The following is a 16,785-nucleotide window of genomic DNA, read 5'->3' as shown; positions in this document are numbered from 1 at the left end:
AGTCAATAATTGGCCTGACCAGTTGACGCGCGCTGGCTGCGCTCCTAACCTGCATCGCCGCGCTGCGGCGACAGGAGGTTGCGCATCATGTTGCTGGGTCAACTCTTCCACACGGCCATCAAGACGGCCCACCTCGAAGCGACGGTGCGCTTCTACACCGAGGTCCTCGGCATGGTGGTGGCCGATCGTCCGCCGCTGGCCTTTCCAGGCGCGTGGCTCAAGCCGGCGCAAGCAGGCGCGGATGCAATCTTCCACTTCTATGCCGGCGATGCGGCCAGGGACGCAGACGGGTCCGTTCAGACGGGCACCGCGGCCATCGACCACGTGTCTGTGGTGTGCCAGGGCTACGGCGCATTCAAGGACAGGTTCGAGCGCTACGGACTGCCCTACCGCGAGAACCTCGTGCCGGCCACGCCGCTGTGGCAACTGTTCATCTTCGACCCGAACGGCGTGCAGCTCGAACTCACGTTCCACTCGGCGGCGGAGCATGAAGACGTGCCGGCGATTCCGGCGGAGCGCCGCTACAACGCGCGGGAGCGGTGGTTCCAGCCGGAGCTCTATCGCCAGTTCGAGGCACTGGCGGCATGAAGGCGGGACGGGCCGCGCCCGGTCTTGTGTTCGGGAATCCGGTCACCATCTGTGCCACTTGAGTGGAATGCAAATCATGGGTGCTCGACCAGACTTCACTGACGACGACTTGCTGGATGCCTATTCGGAAACGGTCGCCTCGACCGTCGAGAAAGTCCAGGATGCGGTCGTCTATATCGCGGCGCACAAGGCCGGCCGCCGCGGTCCTCAGAGTGGCGCCGGCTCCGGCTTCCTGTTCACGCCCGATGGCTACCTGCTGACCAACAGCCACGTGGTGCACGGCGCGACATCGCTCGAAGTGGTGCGGCCCGACGGCACTCGCAGTGACGCGCAACTCGTCGGCGAAGACCCCGAGACAGACCTGGCGGTGCTGCGCGTCGGCGCCAGCCGTTCGCTGTCGCATGCCGAACTGGGCGACTCGTCGCGGCTGCGCGTCGGGCAGGTCGCCATCGCGATCGGCAACCCGCTCGGCTTCAACCATACGGTGACGAGCGGCATCGTCTCGGCACTCGGCCGCTCGCTGCCATCGAGCGCGGGGCGGATGATCGACAACGTGATCCAGACCGACGCCGCGCTCAACCCCGGCAACTCGGGCGGCCCGCTGCTCGACACGCGGGGCCGCGCCATCGGCGTCAATACGGCCATCATTCCCGGTGCGCAGGCGATCTGCTTCGCGGTCGCGGTGAATTCTGCCAAGTGGGTGGTGCAGCAACTGTTCGCGCATGGCCGCGTGCGGCGGGCCTACATCGGACTGTCGGGCTCGACCGTGCCGATGTCGCGCCGCGTGGCGCGCTTCCTCGAAGTCGAACAGGACACCGGCGTGCGCGTTTCGCAAGTGCAGCCGGGTTCGCCTGCGGGGGTGGCCGGGCTCAAGGTCGATGACCTCATCGTCGGTATCGACGGCGCTCCGGTGCGCACGGTCGACGACCTGCAACGGCTGCTCGACGAATCCCGCATCGGCAAGCTCTGCGTGCTGCGCATCCTGCGCGGTGCGCAGCCGCTCTATCTCAACGTGACGCCGGTCGAGTCCCGTCGCGCGTGAGTTGCACAAGGGTGCTTAAAAGTACTGGTGAAGTGGACATTCGTTAGCAAATTGTCACAATATGGTCGTTCGAATGCACCGAAAGGCCGGGTCCATGACATCTGACGATTCCGCAAGCTCGCTCGAGAACCCGGCGGCTGCGGCTGCAGGCAAACCTCCGCGCGGCGCCGGGAAGAAGACGAAAGCCGCGGCGAAACCCACGGCGAAACCCACGGCACCCGACGCCGGGTCGGCCAAGTCCGCAAAGCCCAAGGCGGCGGCGAAGAAGGCCAGCACAGCCAGCGTCGCCAAGCCGATGACGCAAGCCGCAGCGGCCCCCGTGAAGCAGGATGCGAAAAAGCCGACCCGGAAGGCGCAGGCTTCAACTGCCGACACCAGGAAGAAAGCGAAAGCCGCGTCGCCCGCCAAGCTCGAGGCCGATGTCAAGAAGGCCGAAAGTCCCAAGGAAAAGCTGGTGCATGACAGCTTCACGATGCCGAGGTCGGACTACGCGTTGATCGTCAAACTCAAGAATCGCGCGCTGTTGATCAAGCGCCCGGTGAGGAAGAGCGAATTGCTGCGCGCGGGATTGCGTCAGTTGCAGGGGCTCACGGAGTCGGCCCTGTATGCGGCGCTCTCCGCGATTCCCCCGTCGAAGCCGCGGCCCGACAAGAAGGCGCATTGACGCCATCTCGCTCCGCGGCCTCGGTACGAGGCAGTTTCATCAGCGCCTGACCCATCCGCATCGGCGTGCCCGGCACGATGCCCTCGGCCAGCGTGAAGCCGCGAGGCGCGAAGACGATGATGGTCGAGCCATGCTCGAACCAGCCCATCTCGTCGCCCTTGCGGTAGTCGGCCCTGCAGTCGATGCGTTTCGGCCCTCGGTAGCGCAGGTGCAGCAGAAGATTCACGCAATGCAAGCGCAGGCTTGCCACCAGGATCGCTGCCACGGGCACGAGCGCGATCGGATGGCCACCGGCTTGCAGGCGCATGCCGATCACCGCACGCTCGTTGCGGCAGAACAGCCGCTCGACACGCTTGAGCGCGATCGGGTTCACGTTCCACGTATCGCCTGACAGATAGGTCAGTCGTTCGACCCGGCTGTCGTGCGGCGCATGGAAGCGGTGATACATGCTCGACGTCAATCGCAGGGTGGCGTTGCAGCCATTGCGAAACGGCTCGATCGACTGTGCGTCGCCGAACAACTCGGCCACCTCGTATGGAAAGCCTTTCGCCTGGAACACCTGCAGGTCATCGACCTCGCCACAGGCGCCGACGATCGCATCGCAGGGGCTGGCCAGCACACCTGGCGCGTGATCGATGGCGCGCGCGCCCGGCTTGAGCTCGCGCGTGAAGCAGTCATGCAGGCTGTCGAAGCGGCTCTTCTTCGCATCGCTCAAATCGAGTTCGGCGAACAGTCGCCACACCGCGATCGACAGGTCACGCACGATGGGCTGGCGCAACCCGGTGCCGGCACGCGAGACTTTCACGCTGCGGGAGATGGACGATCGCACCCTGCGCGTGCTGCGCAAGCGTGGCGACATCGCCTGCGTGCTGGTCAACCCGCTGCAGGCGCTGCATCCGAATGCCGGCGCACCGGGCGATGCGTTTTTCGCTCACCGACAGCAGCCGCCGCGCAGCCTTCGACCGCGATGCCTATGCGCGCTGGTTGGGCGAGACGGGTGCGCCGCTCAGCTCGACGACCTGGGTGATCCGAACATTGCCGACTTGCCAGGTGCTCATGCCAGGTGCCCTTTGCCGGGAACGAAATTGACCTCGATCCGGATGCCGTCCGGGTCCTCGAAAAGAACGGAGTAGTAGCCCGGTGCCCAGTTCGTCTCCGTGGGCGGGCGAACAATACGGGCTTCGAGTTCGACTGCGACCTTGAAGAGCGCATCCACGTCCTCCCGCGTCTTGGCGCGAAAGCACAGGTGATGCAGGCCGGCCCGCCGCTGGTTGAAAGACTGATCCTGGAACTCGGGCTCGATGGGTGAAATGGCGACGCCGGTCTTGCCGCCGATGCAGTAGAAGAACTGCGGGTCATTGACCAGGGTGACCATCTCCATTGCATGGAGCAATGTCTCGTAGAACGGCACCGAGCGCGCCATGCTGGAGACGGAAAGCTGGATGTGGGCGATACCGCTGATGCTGGCCATGTCGGTCCTCAGAGGAAGTTGGTAATTCTGAGGCAGCTGTTCTCCGCCTCGAAGTGAACCTGCTGGCGAACCAGTTCGTTGGCTGCGAATTTCCTGGAGAGGCCGAATGCAAGGAGGCCCTGGTAGCACATCTCGGCGGGCTCATTGTCATTGACCGGACGGTCTGTCCACGCGCACTGGCCCGCCGGCAACGACGCGGACGCTGGACCGGCGGCTTTGGAAAACCCGATGCGGGCCGCGAACAAGCCTTCCGACTGGATTCCGAATGCGCCACCGCCCTTGCACACGAGCGTGTAGTCGGTGGAATCGGTGTGCAGCAGAGAGACGCCGGCGACGACCGCCAGCGCCGCGCCGCCGACGGCAGAGACAAGCCAGGCTGTCCGGGAGATTCGCAGCCTCGGCCTGGTTGTTGCACCTGCGGAAGTGGCCTCGAATGTCGGCGGCGCTCCGCTCAGCCTTTCGGAGATCGATTCGAGCAGCGGCACCAGTGCCGTGTCCGTGGGGGTGCGGTCCCATCCCGACAAATCGATCGTCTGCTTCCTTCTGAATTCGATGGGCAAGCGGATGTTCTCGATCATGACCGGGACCAGCGCTTTCCGCTCCACGGCGGCGGCCGCCTCGTTCTTGACCCAGTCCGAATCGATGGAGGTCTTCGACCAGACCACGACGACGCACTTCGCCGAGTCGAGTTCGCGCTCGATGGTCTTGTCGAATGAATCGCCGGCGCCGATCTTGCGGTCCCACCAGACCGACCAACCTCTGCTTTCGAGGGCCCGGGATATCGCCTCGGCAACCGGGCGGTCGAGGCGCGAATAGCTGAGGAATACGTCTGCCATCTGTCCTCCTCGTGTCGACTGGGTCCGGAAGACGCCTCTGGTGCCCGGCGGGCGGCTCGATCGCAAGAGTAGGCACGAAGCCAATCGAACGCAAGAACGCCGCACCCCAAAGGGGGGGAGGCAAACGCAGGTCGTGCGGCGGCGCACCCGGTGGCTGCGCAGCAGCGTGCGATGAGATCGGCTACTGCCGGGGCGGCCGCTTCGCGATCCCCATCGTCTTGGCCAGGATTCCGAGCATCACCTCGTCCGCGCCACCGCCGATCGACCCCAGGCGTCCATCCCGATACAAGCGCGACACCCGATTCTCCCAAGTGAATCCCATGCCGCCCCAGAACTGCAGGCAGGTGTCGGCCACCTGTCGCGTAAGGCGCCCGCACTTGAGCTTCGCCATCGACGCCAGCACGGTCACGTCCTGCCCCTGCACATGCAGGTCGCACGCGCGGTACGTCAGGGCGCGCAGTGCTTCCACTTCGGTCTTCAGTTCGGCCAGCTTGAACTGCACCCATTGCTGGTCGGCCAGCGTGCCGCCGAACATCTTGCGCTGCTGCGCCCATTCGATGGTGTCGCGAATGCAGTCCTCCATCGGTTCGAGCGAACTTGCCGCGGCCCACAACCGCTCTTCCTGGAACTGCTGCATCTGGTAGACGAAGCCCTGGCCTTCCTCGCCGATGCGGTAGCGCTGCGGCACGCGCACGTCATCGAAGTAGATGAGGCCGGTGTCGCTCGAGTGCATGCCGATCTTGCGGATCTTCCTGGCCTTCTCGATGCCCGGCAGATTCATCGGCACCATCACCAGCGACTTGTTGCGATGCGCCGATCCGTCGCCGGTGTTGACCAGCATGCACATCCAGTCGGCCTGGAAGCTGTTGGTGATCCACATCTTCTGGCCGGTGATGAGGTAGTCGTCGCCGTCCTTGCGCGCGTGGCTCTTGATGCCGGCCACGTCGCTGCCGGCGCCGGGCTCGCTGACGCCGATGCAGCCGACCATGTCGCCCGCGATGGCCGGCGCCAGGAACTCGCGGCGCAGTTCGTCGCTGCCGAAGCGCGCGAGGGCCGGCGTGCACATGTCGGTCTGCACGCCGATCGCCATGGGCACGGCGCCGCAATTGATGTGGCCCAGCGCTTCGGCCAACGCCATTGCATACGAGTAGTCGAGCCCGCCGCCGCCGAATTCTTCCGGCTTGTTCAGGCCCAGCAAGCCGAGATCGCCCATGCGCTTGAAGACCTGGTGCGCGGGAAAGGCCTCTGCCTCTTCCCATTCGTCGACGTGCGGGTTGATTTCCTCGTCGATGAAGCGGCGCATCGTCTTCTGGATCTCGAGGTGTTCGTGTGTGTATTGCATCGTGGCGATCACTCTAGGCGCGCGGGTGCGCCGGGGCTTGCGACAACTGGCTGGTTGGCGGGCTGGTGGGCTGGTGGGCTGGCGGGCTGGCGGGACGCCGGCCTATCGCGGCTGCCGCCGCGGCGACAGCATGCGTTGCAGCGCCAGCATGCCGCAAGCGGCGGCAGCCAGCGAGACGAGCCAGGCCGTTGCAAAGCCGGCCAGCGACACGTCGGCCGGCTGGTTTTTCATCAACAGACCCATGACGACCAGGCCGCTGTTGTAGGCCGTATGGATCGCAATGCAGGGAATCAGCGAGCGCGTGCGTTCGTAGAGCCAGCCGAGCACCACACCCATCGCGATGCCGACCACGAGTTGGTAGAGGTTCATGTGCGCCGCGCCGAAGAGAATCGCCGACCCGAAGATGGCCTGCCAGCGCGAATACTGCTTCAGGAAACTGCGCAGCACGATGCCGCGAAACAGCATCTCCTCGAGCACCGGCGCCAGGATGCACGCGGCGATCGTCGAAGCGATGCCGCCGTTGCCCATGCGCTGGCACAGCGCCTCCTCCCAGGCCGCCATGGGCGCGATGTGCACCAGCAATTCCAACGCGGCCGAGATCGTGAGCATCATCGCCGGCACCAGCAGCAGGGCCGGCGGCACGATCACGGCCAGCGTGGCCCGCCGGGACGCCGATGAGTGGTGGAAGAGGCTGCGGTAGGTGATGTTCTGGAAGTGCATCACCAACACGAACACGCAGCCGATGGCGAGCACCAATGTGAGCGCGCTGGCCTGATCGGGCGCCAGCCGCACGATGCCGCGCACGTCGCGCAACGCAGCGCCGACGAACAGCTCGCAAAGAAGCAGCGCGACATACAGCAGCACTGCCTGGAATGCCGTTGGAAATGCATCTCCCTCGTGTCGCTGCATGTCGGATTCGGAGTCTTGAGCGTGGCATCGGGATATTAGCGTGCGCAAAACCCCGGGGTCGTGCCAACATCCGTGGACCATCCGAAGAGCCTCCATGGAAATCGAATTCAAGTTCCAGGTGCCCCCGCAGCACCTCAGGGCGGTCGAGCAAGATATCCGCGCCGCAACGGCCACCCGCAAGCACATGCAGGCGCATTACTTCGACACGCTTGACGGCGCACTCGCCGCGCGCGGCGTGGCATTGCGCCTGCGAAAGGAAGGACGGCGCTGGGTGCAGACCGCCAAGGCGCTGGGCGACGGCCCGCTGCACCGGCTGGAGCACAACGTCGACCTGGCGAGCACCGGCGCAACCCGACCAGAACCGGATGCGGGGCGCCATGCGGGATCGCCGGTCGGCGACCTGCTCGACAAGCTGCTCGACCACGGCGCGACGCCGTTGGTCGAGACCTTCGGCACCGACATCTGGCGCCTGACGCGCAACGAACGCGAAGGCGACACCACCGTCGAACTGGCGCTCGATACCGGCAAGGTCATGACGCCACCCGGCGAGGGTCGCGGAGGGCGTGCCTCGCAGGTCTGCGAGCTTGAACTCGAACTGGTCGAGGGACGCGTACAGGACCTGGTCGCACTCGCGCAGCGCTGGTCGCAGCGGCATGGGCTCTGGTTCAGTACGGTCTCGAAGGCGGAGCGCGGGCAGCGGCTGCTGGCGGTGGAGGAGGGCGAACGCGCGGTCAAGGCGACGGCCCCCGTCTTCGATGCGAACGAGGCGGGCGCGCGGTCAGGCGAAGCCGTGCAACGCGCGGTGCTGGCCGCCTGCCTGGCCCAAATGCTCCCGAACGCCAGCGCGATTGCCGCGGGCAGTGAAGACGCCGAGGTGATCCATCAGTTGCGCATCGGAATTCGTCGAACGCGCACAGCGCTGCGCGAACTCGACGCGCTCGCGCCCGGCCGTTTCGACGCGGCATGGGAAGCGCCGCTCGTCGAGGTGTTCCGTGCGCTCGGGGCGCAGCGCGATCGCGAACTCCTGCTGTCGGCGATGCAACCCCGCCTCGACAAGGCCGGCGCGCCACCCATCGACATGCCGCCCGCCGACACGCGGCAGGCCGGCTCCGTGGGTGACGTTGTGCGCGCCCCGGCGTTCCAGGCGGCGCTGGTGTCGCTGATCGGTTTCACGGCGCCGCCTTCCGATGCCGCGCCGGCGCATGCCGACGATGCCGTCGACACGCGGCGGACCCTGCAAGTGCGGCTCGCAAAGCTCCACAGGCAGGTCGTTCGGGACGGCAAGCGCTTCGAGTCGCTCTCCGCTGAAGAGCAGCACCGCACGCGCAAGCGCATCAAGCGGCTGCGCTATCTCTCGGAATTCGTGGCGCCGCTGTTCGACAGGGCCGAGGCGAAGCGCTACATCGCCGGGCTGGTGCCGGCGCAGGATGCGCTCGGTGAATTCAACGATGCAGCCGTCGCCCTCGCCGCGTACCGCGAAGCCGCCGCGACCGATCCACGCGCCTGGTTTGCGGTGGGCTGGCTGGTGGCGCTCCAGCCGGCCGGAGCACGCGCCTGCCACAAGGCACTGCGCCAACTCGGCGAGGCGCGTCGATTCTGGAAGAAGGGCTGACCCTACGCCCCCGTGTGCGTGGCCGACGCCGAGGCCGCGTGCTGCTGGAATTCCACGATGGCGCGGTATTCCTCCGACAGCTTCTCGGGCAGGGCCGTGTAGATCGGCAGCAGCCGCTTGTACAGCGCCACGTTGCGCGGGTTGGGCGTGTGGCGGTGCATCGCGCCGACCATGCCGGCCACGACCTCGATCGAATCGACGTGGCCCAGCGCGTACAAGCCAAGCACCGCGGCGCCCAGGCATGAGCTTTCGAAGCTCTCTGGCACCACCACCGCGCGGTCGAATACGTCGGCCATCATCTGGCGCCACATGCCGGAGCGCGCGAAGCCGCCGGTGGCCTTGATCGTGGTGCTCGGTCCGATGATCGATTCGACCGCCGGCAGGATGCTGTAGAGGTTGAAGATCACGCCCTCCAGCACCGCTCGGATCATGTGCTCCTTGCGGTGATGCATGCCCAGGCCGAAGAACGAGCCGCGCAGGTTGGCGTTCCAGTACGGCGCGCGCTCGCCGGCCAGGTAGGGATGGAACAGCAGTCCTTCCGCGCCCGCCGAAACACGCTCCGCAATGCGCGTGAGCACCTCATAGGTGTCGATGCCCAGGCGCTTGGCAGTCTCGGCCTCGGCCGCGGCAAACTCGTCGCGCACCCAGCGCAGGATGATGCCGCCGTTGTTCACCGGTCCGCCGACCACCCAGTGCCGCTCCGTCAGCGCATAGCAAAAGGTGCGGCCGGAGGGGTCGGTCAACGGCTTGTCCACCACCGTGCGCATCGCGCCGCTGGTGCCGATGGTCACCGCCACCTCGCCGGGCGAGATTGCGTTCACGCCGAGGTTGGACAACACGCCGTCGTTGGCGCCGAGCACGAAGGGCGTGTCCGTCGCCAGGCCCAGTCGCGCGGCGGTCTGCGCGGTCAGTCCCGCGACGTGTTCGGTCGTCGGTACCGGATGCGACAACTGCTCCGGCTTCACGCCGGCCAGCGCTAGCGCCTCGGTGTCCCAGTCGAGCGTCGACAGGTTGAACAGGCCCGTGGCCGAGGCAATCGAATGGTCGACCAGCCAGCGCCGGAACAACCGGAAGAACACGTATTCCTTGATGCCGACGAAGCGATCCGCCTTGCCGAACAGCACCGCGCGTTCATGGCGCAGCCACACCAGCTTGGCGAGCGGCGACATCGGATGGATCGGCGTGCCGGTGCGTCGATAGATCGCGTCGCCGTTCCATTCGGCCTTGATGCGCTCGGCCCAGGCCACGGCGCGGTTGTCGGCCCAGGTGATGCTGTGGGTCAGCGGCTCGCCCGCGCGGTCCACCAGGATCAGGCTGTGCATCGCCGCGCTGAAAGACACGCAGATCACGTCGCCGGGCGCCGCGCCGCATTGTTCGACGCAGGAGGCGATCACCGAAAGCGTCGCCTGGTAGATCTGTTCCGGGTCTTGTTCGGCCGCGGCAGTCTCGGGCCGCAGCAGCGGGTAGTCCACCGAGTGGTGGGCCTGCACGCGGCCCTCCACGGTGAAGGCCACGGCCTTGGTGCTGGTGGTACCGATGTCGACACCGATGGCGATTCGAGTGGTCATGGCGTTCCGGGGAGTTTTTCGACATTACACGCTGGGCATGCCTAGACCACCATCCCGAGCAACATGATGAAGATGATGCCGACCACCGAGATCAGCGTTTCCATCGCCGTCCAGGTCTTGAAGGTCTCGGCCACGCTCATGTTGAAGTACTGCTTCACCAGCCAGAAGCCCGCATCGTTGACGTGCGAGAGGATCAGCGATCCGGCGCCCGTGGCAAGCACCAGCAGTTCGCGGTTGACGCCCGGCACCATGGTCGCGAGCGGTGCCACGATGCCGGCGCCGGTGATGGTGGCCACGGTGGCCGAGCCCGTCGCGATACGGATCAGGCCGGCGACCAGCCAGGCCAGCAGGATCGGCGAGAGGTGCGCCTGCAGCGCCATGTGGCCGATCGCATCGCCCACGCCGCTTGCGACCAGCATCTGCTTGAAGCCGCCGCCCGCGCCGATGATCAGGATGATGGCTGCCGTCGGCGCCAGGCTCTCGTCGACGAACTTCATGATCTGCTTCGAGGTGAAGCCGCGCGCCACGCCGAAGGTGTAGAGCGACAGCAGCAGCGCGGCGAGCAGCGCGGTGATCGGGTTGCCGATGAAGTCCAGCCATTGGCGAACGATGTTCTTCTCGTCGAGCACCACGTCGGCAAAGGCCTTCAGCAGCATCAGTGCGACCGGCAGCAGCACCGTGAGCAGCGTGACGCCGAAGCCCGGCAACTCGCGTGCCTCGGGCTCGTGCGCCAGTTGCTGCATCAGTTCCTCGGAAGGATTGCCCGGCACGAACTTCGAGATGAAGCTGCCGAAGATCGGGCCCGCGATCATCGCGGTCGGCAGGCCGACGATCAGGCCGTAGAAGATGGTCTTGCCGATGTCGGCGCCGAAGATGCCGATGGCGAGCAGCGGTCCCGGATGCGGCGGCACCAGTCCGTGCACCACCGACAGGCCGGCCAGCAGCGGGATGCCGATCTTGATCAGCGACACGCCGGTGCGCTTGGCCACGATGAAGACCAGCGGGATCAGCAGCACGAAACCGATCTCGAAGAACAGCGGAATGCCGACCAGGAAGGCGGCGAACATCATCGCCCAGTGCACGCGCTCCTTGCCGAAGGCGTCGACCAGCGTGCGCGCGATGCGGTCGGCACCGCCGGACTCCGCCATCATCTTGCCGAGCATGGTGCCCAGCCCGAGCACGATGCCGACGAAGCCGAGCACGCCGCCGAAACCGTCCTGGAAGGACTTCATGACCAGCGCCACCGGCATGCCCGAGGTGAGGCCCAGGAAGCCTGCCGCGAGGGTCAGCGCGATGAAGGGGTGGATGCGCCAGCGCGTGATCAGCAGGATCAATCCGATGATGGCGACGAGCGCGTCGACCATCAGAAATATCTCTTTGCTCAGCCCGAACATATGTGTCTCCTGCCGCGGCTTGTCCGCCGTCGATGGGGGTGAATTGCAATAGGCGCTTGGATAGCGCTATCCTTTGTCCCGGCGTACGAACGGTGTACGAAGGACCAACTGGGACAGCGCTATCCTAGGACAGCGCTGTCCAGACTTATATGGCGTAAACCCTAATACGATGAGCGAGCTTCCCATCCCCCGCCGCGGCCGGTCGTCCGGCCGCGTGACGCTCGACGACGTGGCGCGCGTCTCCGGCGTCAGTCCGATCACTGTGTCGCGCACGCTGCGCGGCGCGCGCAACGTCGCGCCCGAACTGAGTGCGCGCGTGCACGAGGCCGTCGCCAGGCTGGGCTATGTGCCCGATGTCGCCGCGCGCGCGCTGGCGTCATCGCGCAGCTCGCATGTCGCGGTGCTGGTGCCATCGCTGACCAACGCGCTCTTCGTGGAACTGCTGGAAGCGGTGCAGGGCACGCTGATGCCGATGGGTTTCCAGACGCTGATCGGTGTGACGCACTACCAGGCGGCGCAGGAAGAGGCATTGCTGCGCAGCTACCTTTCGCAGCGTCCGGCCGGCCTCATCGTCACGGGGTTCGACCGCAGCGACGCGGCGCGCCGGATGATCGAGGACAGCGGCGTGCCCTGCGTGCACGTCATGGAGACGACGCCCATCCCCGGCATCTACAGCGTGGGCCTGTCGCAGCACCAGGCCGCCCGCGCCATCACCCGGCACCTGCTTCAGCGTGGCCGCCAGCGCATTGCCTATGTGGCCGGCCAGCTCGACCCGCGCGTGATGCAGCGCCTGCAGGGCTACCGGCAGGCGCTCGCCGATGCGGGCCGTTACGACCCCGCGCTCGAGGTGCTGGACCCGTCGCCCACGTCGATCGCGCTGGGCGCCAGGCAGTTCGAGGCGCTGCTGGCGCGGCAGCCGGACGTCGACGCCATCTTCTTCTGCAACGACGACCTGGCGCAGGGAGGGCTGCTCGCCGCGCTGCGCCACAAGATCGAGGTGCCGCAACGCGTGGCCATCGCTGGATTCAACGACCTCGACGGCAGCGACCAGATGCTGCCGACGCTGACCACGGTGCGCACGCCTCGCGCAGAGATCGGCACGCGCGCCACCCTGATGCTGGCCGCCTTGATGCGTGGCGACGAGGTGACCGAGAACACGGTCGACCTGGGATTCGAACTCGTGGTGCGCGAGAGCACTTGAAATCAGACACCCTCGATGCGCCTGCGGCGCCTCCCCCTCAAGGGGGCGCACCCACCGGCCCGGCAAAGCCGGTTCCGCGGGTGCCCACGAACAGACCGGGACGAGCCCTCCCCCGAAGCGCCTGCGGCGCCTCCCTCTCGGGGGGCGCACCCACCGGCCCGGCAAAGCCGGTTCCGCGGGCGCCCGCGAACAGACCGGGATGAGCCCTCCACCGTAGCGCCTGCGGCGCCTCCCTCTCAAGACTCCTCAAGGGGGCGCACCCGGGGGCCCTGCGAAGCCGGTTCCCCGGGTGCCCACGAACGGGCTTCGCCGTGCTCGTCCTGGTTTCATGCGTTGCGGATAGCGCGACAGCGTGGTGGAAAACTGACTTGAACCGCGAGCTACAGTCACGGCCATGAGCGTCCAAGCCCTTCGATCCACCTTCGGTCCCAACTGCCACTGGTGCAAGCTGCCGATGGATTTCGACGAGCCGCATGGCCGGCCCGAGTCCGCGACCATCGAACATCTGAACGACTCGACGCTCGGCAGCGTGCGCAAGCAGCAGCACCGCCGGCTGGCGCACGCGGCCTGCAATCAGGCGCGCAACGAATTCAGGTTGCAGGCCGAGCGCGGTTTTGCGAAGTGGATCGCGGAAAGGGTCATCCGCGCGCAGGAATCCCCAGCCCCCTGATCACGGCCGGCCGCGCCACGAAAGCTGCCAGCGCGCGAGCCACGTTCGCAAAAACCTGGAAACCCACCAACTCGCCAGCCCCGTAGAAGCCGATCAGGTTGCGAATCCACGGAAAGCTCGCAATGTCGGCGATGGTGTACTGGTCGCCCATGATCCATTCGCGGCCTTCCAGGTGCTTGTCGAGCACGGCGAGCAGCCGTTTCGCCTCGGCCACGTAGCGGTCGCGCGGACGCTTGTCCTCGTAGTCCTTGCCGGCGAATTTGTGGAAGAAGCCGACCTGGCCGAACATCGGGCCGATGCCGCCCATCTGGAACATCAGCCACTGGAGCGTCTCGTAGCGGCCGGCGTCATCCTTCGGCATGAGTTGGCCGGTCTTGCTCGCCAGGTAGACCAGGATGGCGCCGGACTCGAACAGCGCCAGCGGCTTGCCGCCGGGCCCGTTCGGGTCGAGGATCGCCGGAATCTTGTTGTTCGGACTGATCGACAGGAACTCCGGCGTTGTCTGGTCATGCTTGCCGAAGTCGACCAGATGCACCTCGTAAGGCAGCCCGGTCTCCTCCAGCATGATCGAAACCTTGACGCCATTGGGGGTTGGCAGCGAATACAACTGGAGCCGACCGGGGTGCGCAGCCGGCCATTTGTTCGTGATGGGGAAAGAAGATAGATCGGTCATCACCCGATTCTGTCCGCGACGCGGTTTCGTCGCTGCCCGTGAAAAATTTGTGGACCACCCCCCCTCAAATGTATCTAAATGTGTACTCTGGCGCCCGTCATCAACACTCCAAATCGAGGAAGCTTCATGAAACTGGTTGTCAGCGTTGCCTTGAGTCTTGCCGTTCTCGCCGGTTGCGCGACGGCGCCGAACAAACTGCCGGTGAAGGCCGCGGGCGGGTTGCTCGTCAATGCCAAGGGCCTGACGCTCTACACTTTCGACAAGGACGTGGCGAATTCAGGCAAGTCGGCTTGCAACGGTGATTGCGCGGTGAAGTGGCCGCCTGTGATTGCCGCGGACGGGGCCCGGCCGGGCGGAGACTATTCGATCATCACCCGCGACGACGGCAAGAAGCAGTGGGCCTTTCGCGGCAAGCCGCTCTACACCTGGCCCGAGGACCAGGAGCCCGGCGACAAGTACGGCGACAACTACCTGAAGGTCTGGCACATCATCCCGGCCTGATCCGGCACTTCCTCCAGGCGCCCCATGAAGATCAGGACACGCGGCCTCGTCGCCGCGGCATTGCTCGCCGTTGCCGCCTGTTCGGCGGCCAACACCTCGCTGCAGGTCAGCGTGCTCGACAAGGAAGGCAAACCCGTCACCAATGCGGTCGTCGTCGTGGTCAGCGCGGGGCGCTCCACGACGTCCGCGGCGCTGCCAAAGGATGTGGTCATCAGCCAGCAGAACATGCGGTTCGTGCCGGTGGTCAGCGTCGTGGCGGTCGGCGCGAAAGCGCACTTCGTCAACAACGACCCCTGGGAACATCACGTACGTGCCTCCGCGGCCGGCGTCGCGCAGTTCAACGCCGATGTTCCCGGCGGCTTCGAGCTTCGCATCGACGGAAAGCAGGAGGGCAAGACCGCGAAATCCGCCGACGCCGTGTTCGACCAAACCGGCGCGGTGCTGCTCGGCTGCCACCTGCACAACTCGATGCGCGGCTATGTGTACGTGAGCGATTCGCCCTGGGCCTCGCTGACCAACGCGGAAGGCGTGGCCACGCTCGACGTGCCCGAGGGCGCTGCCATCATCAAGGTCTGGCATGCGGACCAGCTCATCGACATCACGCCCCAGCAGACCACGCTGACAGCGGCACCGGCCACGGCGACGATGCAGCTCAGCGTGGTGCCGCGCGGCCGGCGGCTCTAGGATCTGGCTCTGGCTCTGGCTCTGGCTCTGGCTCTGGCTCTGGCTCTGGCTCTGGCTCTAGGATCTGGCTCTAGGATCTGGCTCTGGGTGTGCCGGTCAGGAAGTCCCCACCGCCCGACGCAATGCCGCCCGTGCAAGCAGGCGCGTTGAATCGAGCGTGGGCAGAGCCGAGTTGCTGTCGTCGATGATCAGCGGGATCTCGGTGCAGCCGAGCACGACGGCATCGCACCCGTCGTCTTCCATCAATCGCCGGATCACCCGCTGGTAGCGCGCCACGGATGCTGGCTTGAACAAGCCGCGCACCAGCTCGTCCATGATGATGTGATTGCTGTCGTCGCGCTCCGTCGCGGTCGGGCGCACGTACTGCATTCCGCGCGCCGTCAGCTTCTCGGGATAGACGTTGCTGTCGACCAGCCAGCGCGTGCCGAGCAGGCCGAGCCGCTGGAATCCGCGGCGCTGCGCCTCTGCCGCGACGACTTCCGCGATGTGCAGCCACGGCAGCGGGGAAGTCGGCACGACCAGCGGGAGCGCCTGGTGGATGGTGTTGTCGGGGCAGACCAGGAAGTCGACGCCGGCCCGCGCCAGCTTGTGGGCCGAGGCCAGCATCAATCCGGCCACGCCCTGCATATCGCCGCGCTCAAGATACTTGACGTAGTCGGCGAGCGAGGCCGTGTTCATCGACACCTCGGGATGCGCATGCGGGCCGAGCAGCCAGGCGCCTTCCACGCAGATCGTCTTGTAGCAAAGGGCTGCGCCTTCGGCCGAGCAGCCGACGATGCCGATATGCAGGGGCGTGGCCATCGCTATGCCCTGAACCGCTTGCGCGTCAGCCCCAGCGCCAGCCAGAACGCGGCCAACGTATAGGCCACAAGCACCGTCGCGTGCAATGCCCAGTCGCTCGGCCACTGGTCCATGAACAACGGCCGCACCAGCAACACCGCGTTGGTCAGCGGCAGCCATGCCGCCACCGCGCGCACCACGCCGGGCAACTGCTCCAGCGGAAAGAACACGCCGCTCAGGAACATCATCGGCGTGAGGAACAGCGTGAAGTAGTAGGTGAAGAAGTCGTAGCCCTTGGCCAGCGCGTTGAAGATCAGCGCGATCGACGAGAAGGTAATGCCCGTCCCGACCAGTACCGCCCAGGCCAGGATGAGCTTCGGACTGTGGCTGATGCCGAGGCCCAGCATCACCAACAGGATGGCCGTCACGGTGAAGATCGACTTGAACGCGGCCCACAGCATCTCGGCCAGCACGATGTCGTCCAGGCCCACCGGCGCGTTCATGATGCCGTCCCAGGTCTTCTGCACGTGCATGCGCGAGAAGGCGGAATAGAGCGCCTCGAACGAGGCCGCGTTCATCGCGCTCATGCAGATCGACCCGCTGGCCAGGAACAGGATATAGGGCACTTTCGTGTCGCCCACGTTCACCTCGCCCACCAGCATGCCCATGCCGTAGCCGAAGGCCACGAGCCAGATCAGCGGCTCGGCGATGTTGCCGATCAGGCTGGGAATCGCGAGCTTGCGCCACACCAGCAGGTTGCGCAGAAACACCGGCCACCACCGCATCGACATCGCAGGCGCGCGCCAGATGGAGGGGCCACGTTCAATGGCCAACGTCGATGACGACATCA

At 66.1% G+C, this 16,785-nt stretch carries 18 protein-coding genes; 8 read left to right on the top strand and 10 right to left on the bottom strand.

Features of this window, described 5'->3' with window-relative positions; genetic code table 11:
• The first annotated feature begins 87 nt into the window (after positions 1–87).
• From WKW80_RS18830 to WKW80_RS18820, 3 genes are all read left to right on the top strand, one after another.
• Positions 88–588, top strand: a complete 501-nt coding sequence (locus WKW80_RS18830; protein WP_340365093.1) for a VOC family protein — start codon at positions 88–90, stop codon at positions 586–588.
• 76 nt (positions 589–664) lie between these two features.
• Positions 665–1,630: a S1C family serine protease gene (locus WKW80_RS18825; RefSeq protein WP_340365092.1), complete on the top strand. Its 966-nt coding sequence runs from the start codon at positions 665–667 to the stop codon at positions 1,628–1,630.
• A 94-nt stretch (positions 1,631–1,724) separates the two neighbouring features.
• Positions 1,725–2,294: a hypothetical protein gene (locus WKW80_RS18820; protein WP_340365091.1), complete on the top strand. Its 570-nt coding sequence runs from the start codon at positions 1,725–1,727 to the stop codon at positions 2,292–2,294.
• Here the strand turns inward: WKW80_RS18820 and asd are convergent.
• From asd to WKW80_RS18795, 5 genes are all read right to left on the bottom strand, one after another.
• Positions 2,218–3,099 (bottom strand): archaetidylserine decarboxylase, encoded by an 882-nt coding sequence (gene asd, locus WKW80_RS18815; RefSeq protein WP_340365090.1) that lies wholly within the window; start codon positions 3,097–3,099, stop codon positions 2,218–2,220. The two genes, WKW80_RS18820 and asd, sit on opposite strands and share 77 nt — an antisense overlap.
• Before the next feature lie 249 nt (positions 3,100–3,348).
• The gene (locus WKW80_RS18810; RefSeq protein WP_340365089.1) at positions 3,349–3,765 is read right to left on the bottom strand and encodes a VOC family protein; all 417 of its coding nucleotides are present in this window, start codon (positions 3,763–3,765) and stop codon (positions 3,349–3,351) included.
• Positions 3,766–3,773: 8 nt separating this feature from the next.
• Entirely contained in the window at positions 3,774–4,601 is an 828-nt protein-coding gene (locus WKW80_RS18805) for a toll/interleukin-1 receptor domain-containing protein (protein ID WP_340365088.1), read from the bottom strand.
• A 181-nt stretch (positions 4,602–4,782) separates the two neighbouring features.
• The gene (locus WKW80_RS18800; protein ID WP_340365087.1) at positions 4,783–5,943 is read right to left on the bottom strand and encodes an acyl-CoA dehydrogenase family protein; all 1,161 of its coding nucleotides are present in this window, start codon (positions 5,941–5,943) and stop codon (positions 4,783–4,785) included.
• 102 nt (positions 5,944–6,045) lie between these two features.
• Positions 6,046–6,852 carry a CPBP family intramembrane glutamic endopeptidase gene (locus WKW80_RS18795; RefSeq protein ID WP_340365086.1) on the bottom strand — a complete coding sequence of 269 codons (807 nt, stop codon included), beginning with the start codon at positions 6,850–6,852 and terminating at the stop codon, positions 6,046–6,048.
• 94 nt (positions 6,853–6,946) lie between these two features.
• Here WKW80_RS18795 and WKW80_RS18790 point away from each other — a divergent pair, with 94 nt between their 5' ends.
• Positions 6,947–8,464: a CYTH and CHAD domain-containing protein gene (locus tag WKW80_RS18790; protein WP_340365085.1), complete on the top strand. Its 1,518-nt coding sequence runs from the start codon at positions 6,947–6,949 to the stop codon at positions 8,462–8,464.
• Positions 8,465–8,466: 2 nt separating this feature from the next.
• Here WKW80_RS18790 and gntK read toward each other — a convergent pair whose 3' ends face one another.
• Complete coding sequence (gene gntK / locus WKW80_RS18785; protein ID WP_340365084.1) at positions 8,467–10,032, bottom strand: gluconokinase; 1,566 nt, start codon at positions 10,030–10,032, stop codon at positions 8,467–8,469.
• A gap of 41 nt (positions 10,033–10,073) precedes the next feature.
• Positions 10,074–11,426, bottom strand: coding sequence for a GntP family permease (locus tag WKW80_RS18780; RefSeq protein WP_340365083.1), 1,353 nt, complete (start codon positions 11,424–11,426; stop codon positions 10,074–10,076).
• 169 nt (positions 11,427–11,595) lie between these two features.
• On the opposite strand from WKW80_RS18780, the gene gntR reads away from it, so the two are divergent.
• Together gntR and WKW80_RS18770 are read left to right on the top strand one after the other, a co-directional pair.
• A complete protein-coding gene (gene gntR / locus WKW80_RS18775) occupies positions 11,596–12,627 on the top strand; it encodes an HTH-type transcriptional regulator GntR (RefSeq protein ID WP_340365082.1) in 1,032 nt (343 codons plus the stop codon).
• Between the two features lie 454 nt (positions 12,628–13,081).
• The gene (locus WKW80_RS18770) at positions 13,082–13,297 is read left to right on the top strand and encodes a hypothetical protein (protein ID WP_340365081.1); all 216 of its coding nucleotides are present in this window, start codon (positions 13,082–13,084) and stop codon (positions 13,295–13,297) included.
• On the opposite strand, the gene WKW80_RS18765 is transcribed toward WKW80_RS18770, so the two are convergent.
• Entirely contained in the window at positions 13,266–13,970 is a 705-nt protein-coding gene (locus WKW80_RS18765; protein ID WP_340365080.1) for a glutathione S-transferase N-terminal domain-containing protein, read from the bottom strand. The genes WKW80_RS18770 and WKW80_RS18765 overlap by 32 nt on opposite strands.
• 126 nt (positions 13,971–14,096) lie before the next feature.
• Between WKW80_RS18765 and WKW80_RS18760 the strand changes: the two genes are divergently transcribed.
• The gene (locus tag WKW80_RS18760; RefSeq protein WP_340365079.1) at positions 14,097–14,471 is read left to right on the top strand and encodes a COG4315 family predicted lipoprotein; all 375 of its coding nucleotides are present in this window, start codon (positions 14,097–14,099) and stop codon (positions 14,469–14,471) included.
• 24 nt (positions 14,472–14,495) lie between these two features.
• Positions 14,496–15,155, top strand: a complete 660-nt coding sequence (locus WKW80_RS18755; RefSeq protein ID WP_340365078.1) for a cupredoxin domain-containing protein — start codon at positions 14,496–14,498, stop codon at positions 15,153–15,155.
• Between the two features lie 96 nt (positions 15,156–15,251).
• On the opposite strand, the gene WKW80_RS18750 is transcribed toward WKW80_RS18755, so the two are convergent.
• Both WKW80_RS18750 and WKW80_RS18745 read right to left on the bottom strand, forming a co-directional pair.
• The gene (locus WKW80_RS18750) at positions 15,252–15,956 is read right to left on the bottom strand and encodes an aspartate/glutamate racemase family protein (protein ID WP_340365077.1); all 705 of its coding nucleotides are present in this window, start codon (positions 15,954–15,956) and stop codon (positions 15,252–15,254) included.
• Positions 15,957–15,958: 2 nt separating this feature from the next.
• Positions 15,959–16,783, bottom strand: coding sequence for an ABC transporter permease (locus WKW80_RS18745; RefSeq protein WP_340365076.1), 825 nt, complete (start codon positions 16,781–16,783; stop codon positions 15,959–15,961).
• Between the last annotated feature and the right edge of the window lie 2 nt (positions 16,784–16,785).

Origin of the sequence: Variovorax humicola (assembly GCF_037889915.1) — a bacterium.
Classification (GTDB): domain Bacteria; phylum Pseudomonadota; class Gammaproteobacteria; order Burkholderiales; family Burkholderiaceae_C; genus Variovorax; species Variovorax humicola.
Note: the sequence above shows the minus strand (reverse complement) of the source record. Positions and strands in the feature narration are given on the sequence as shown.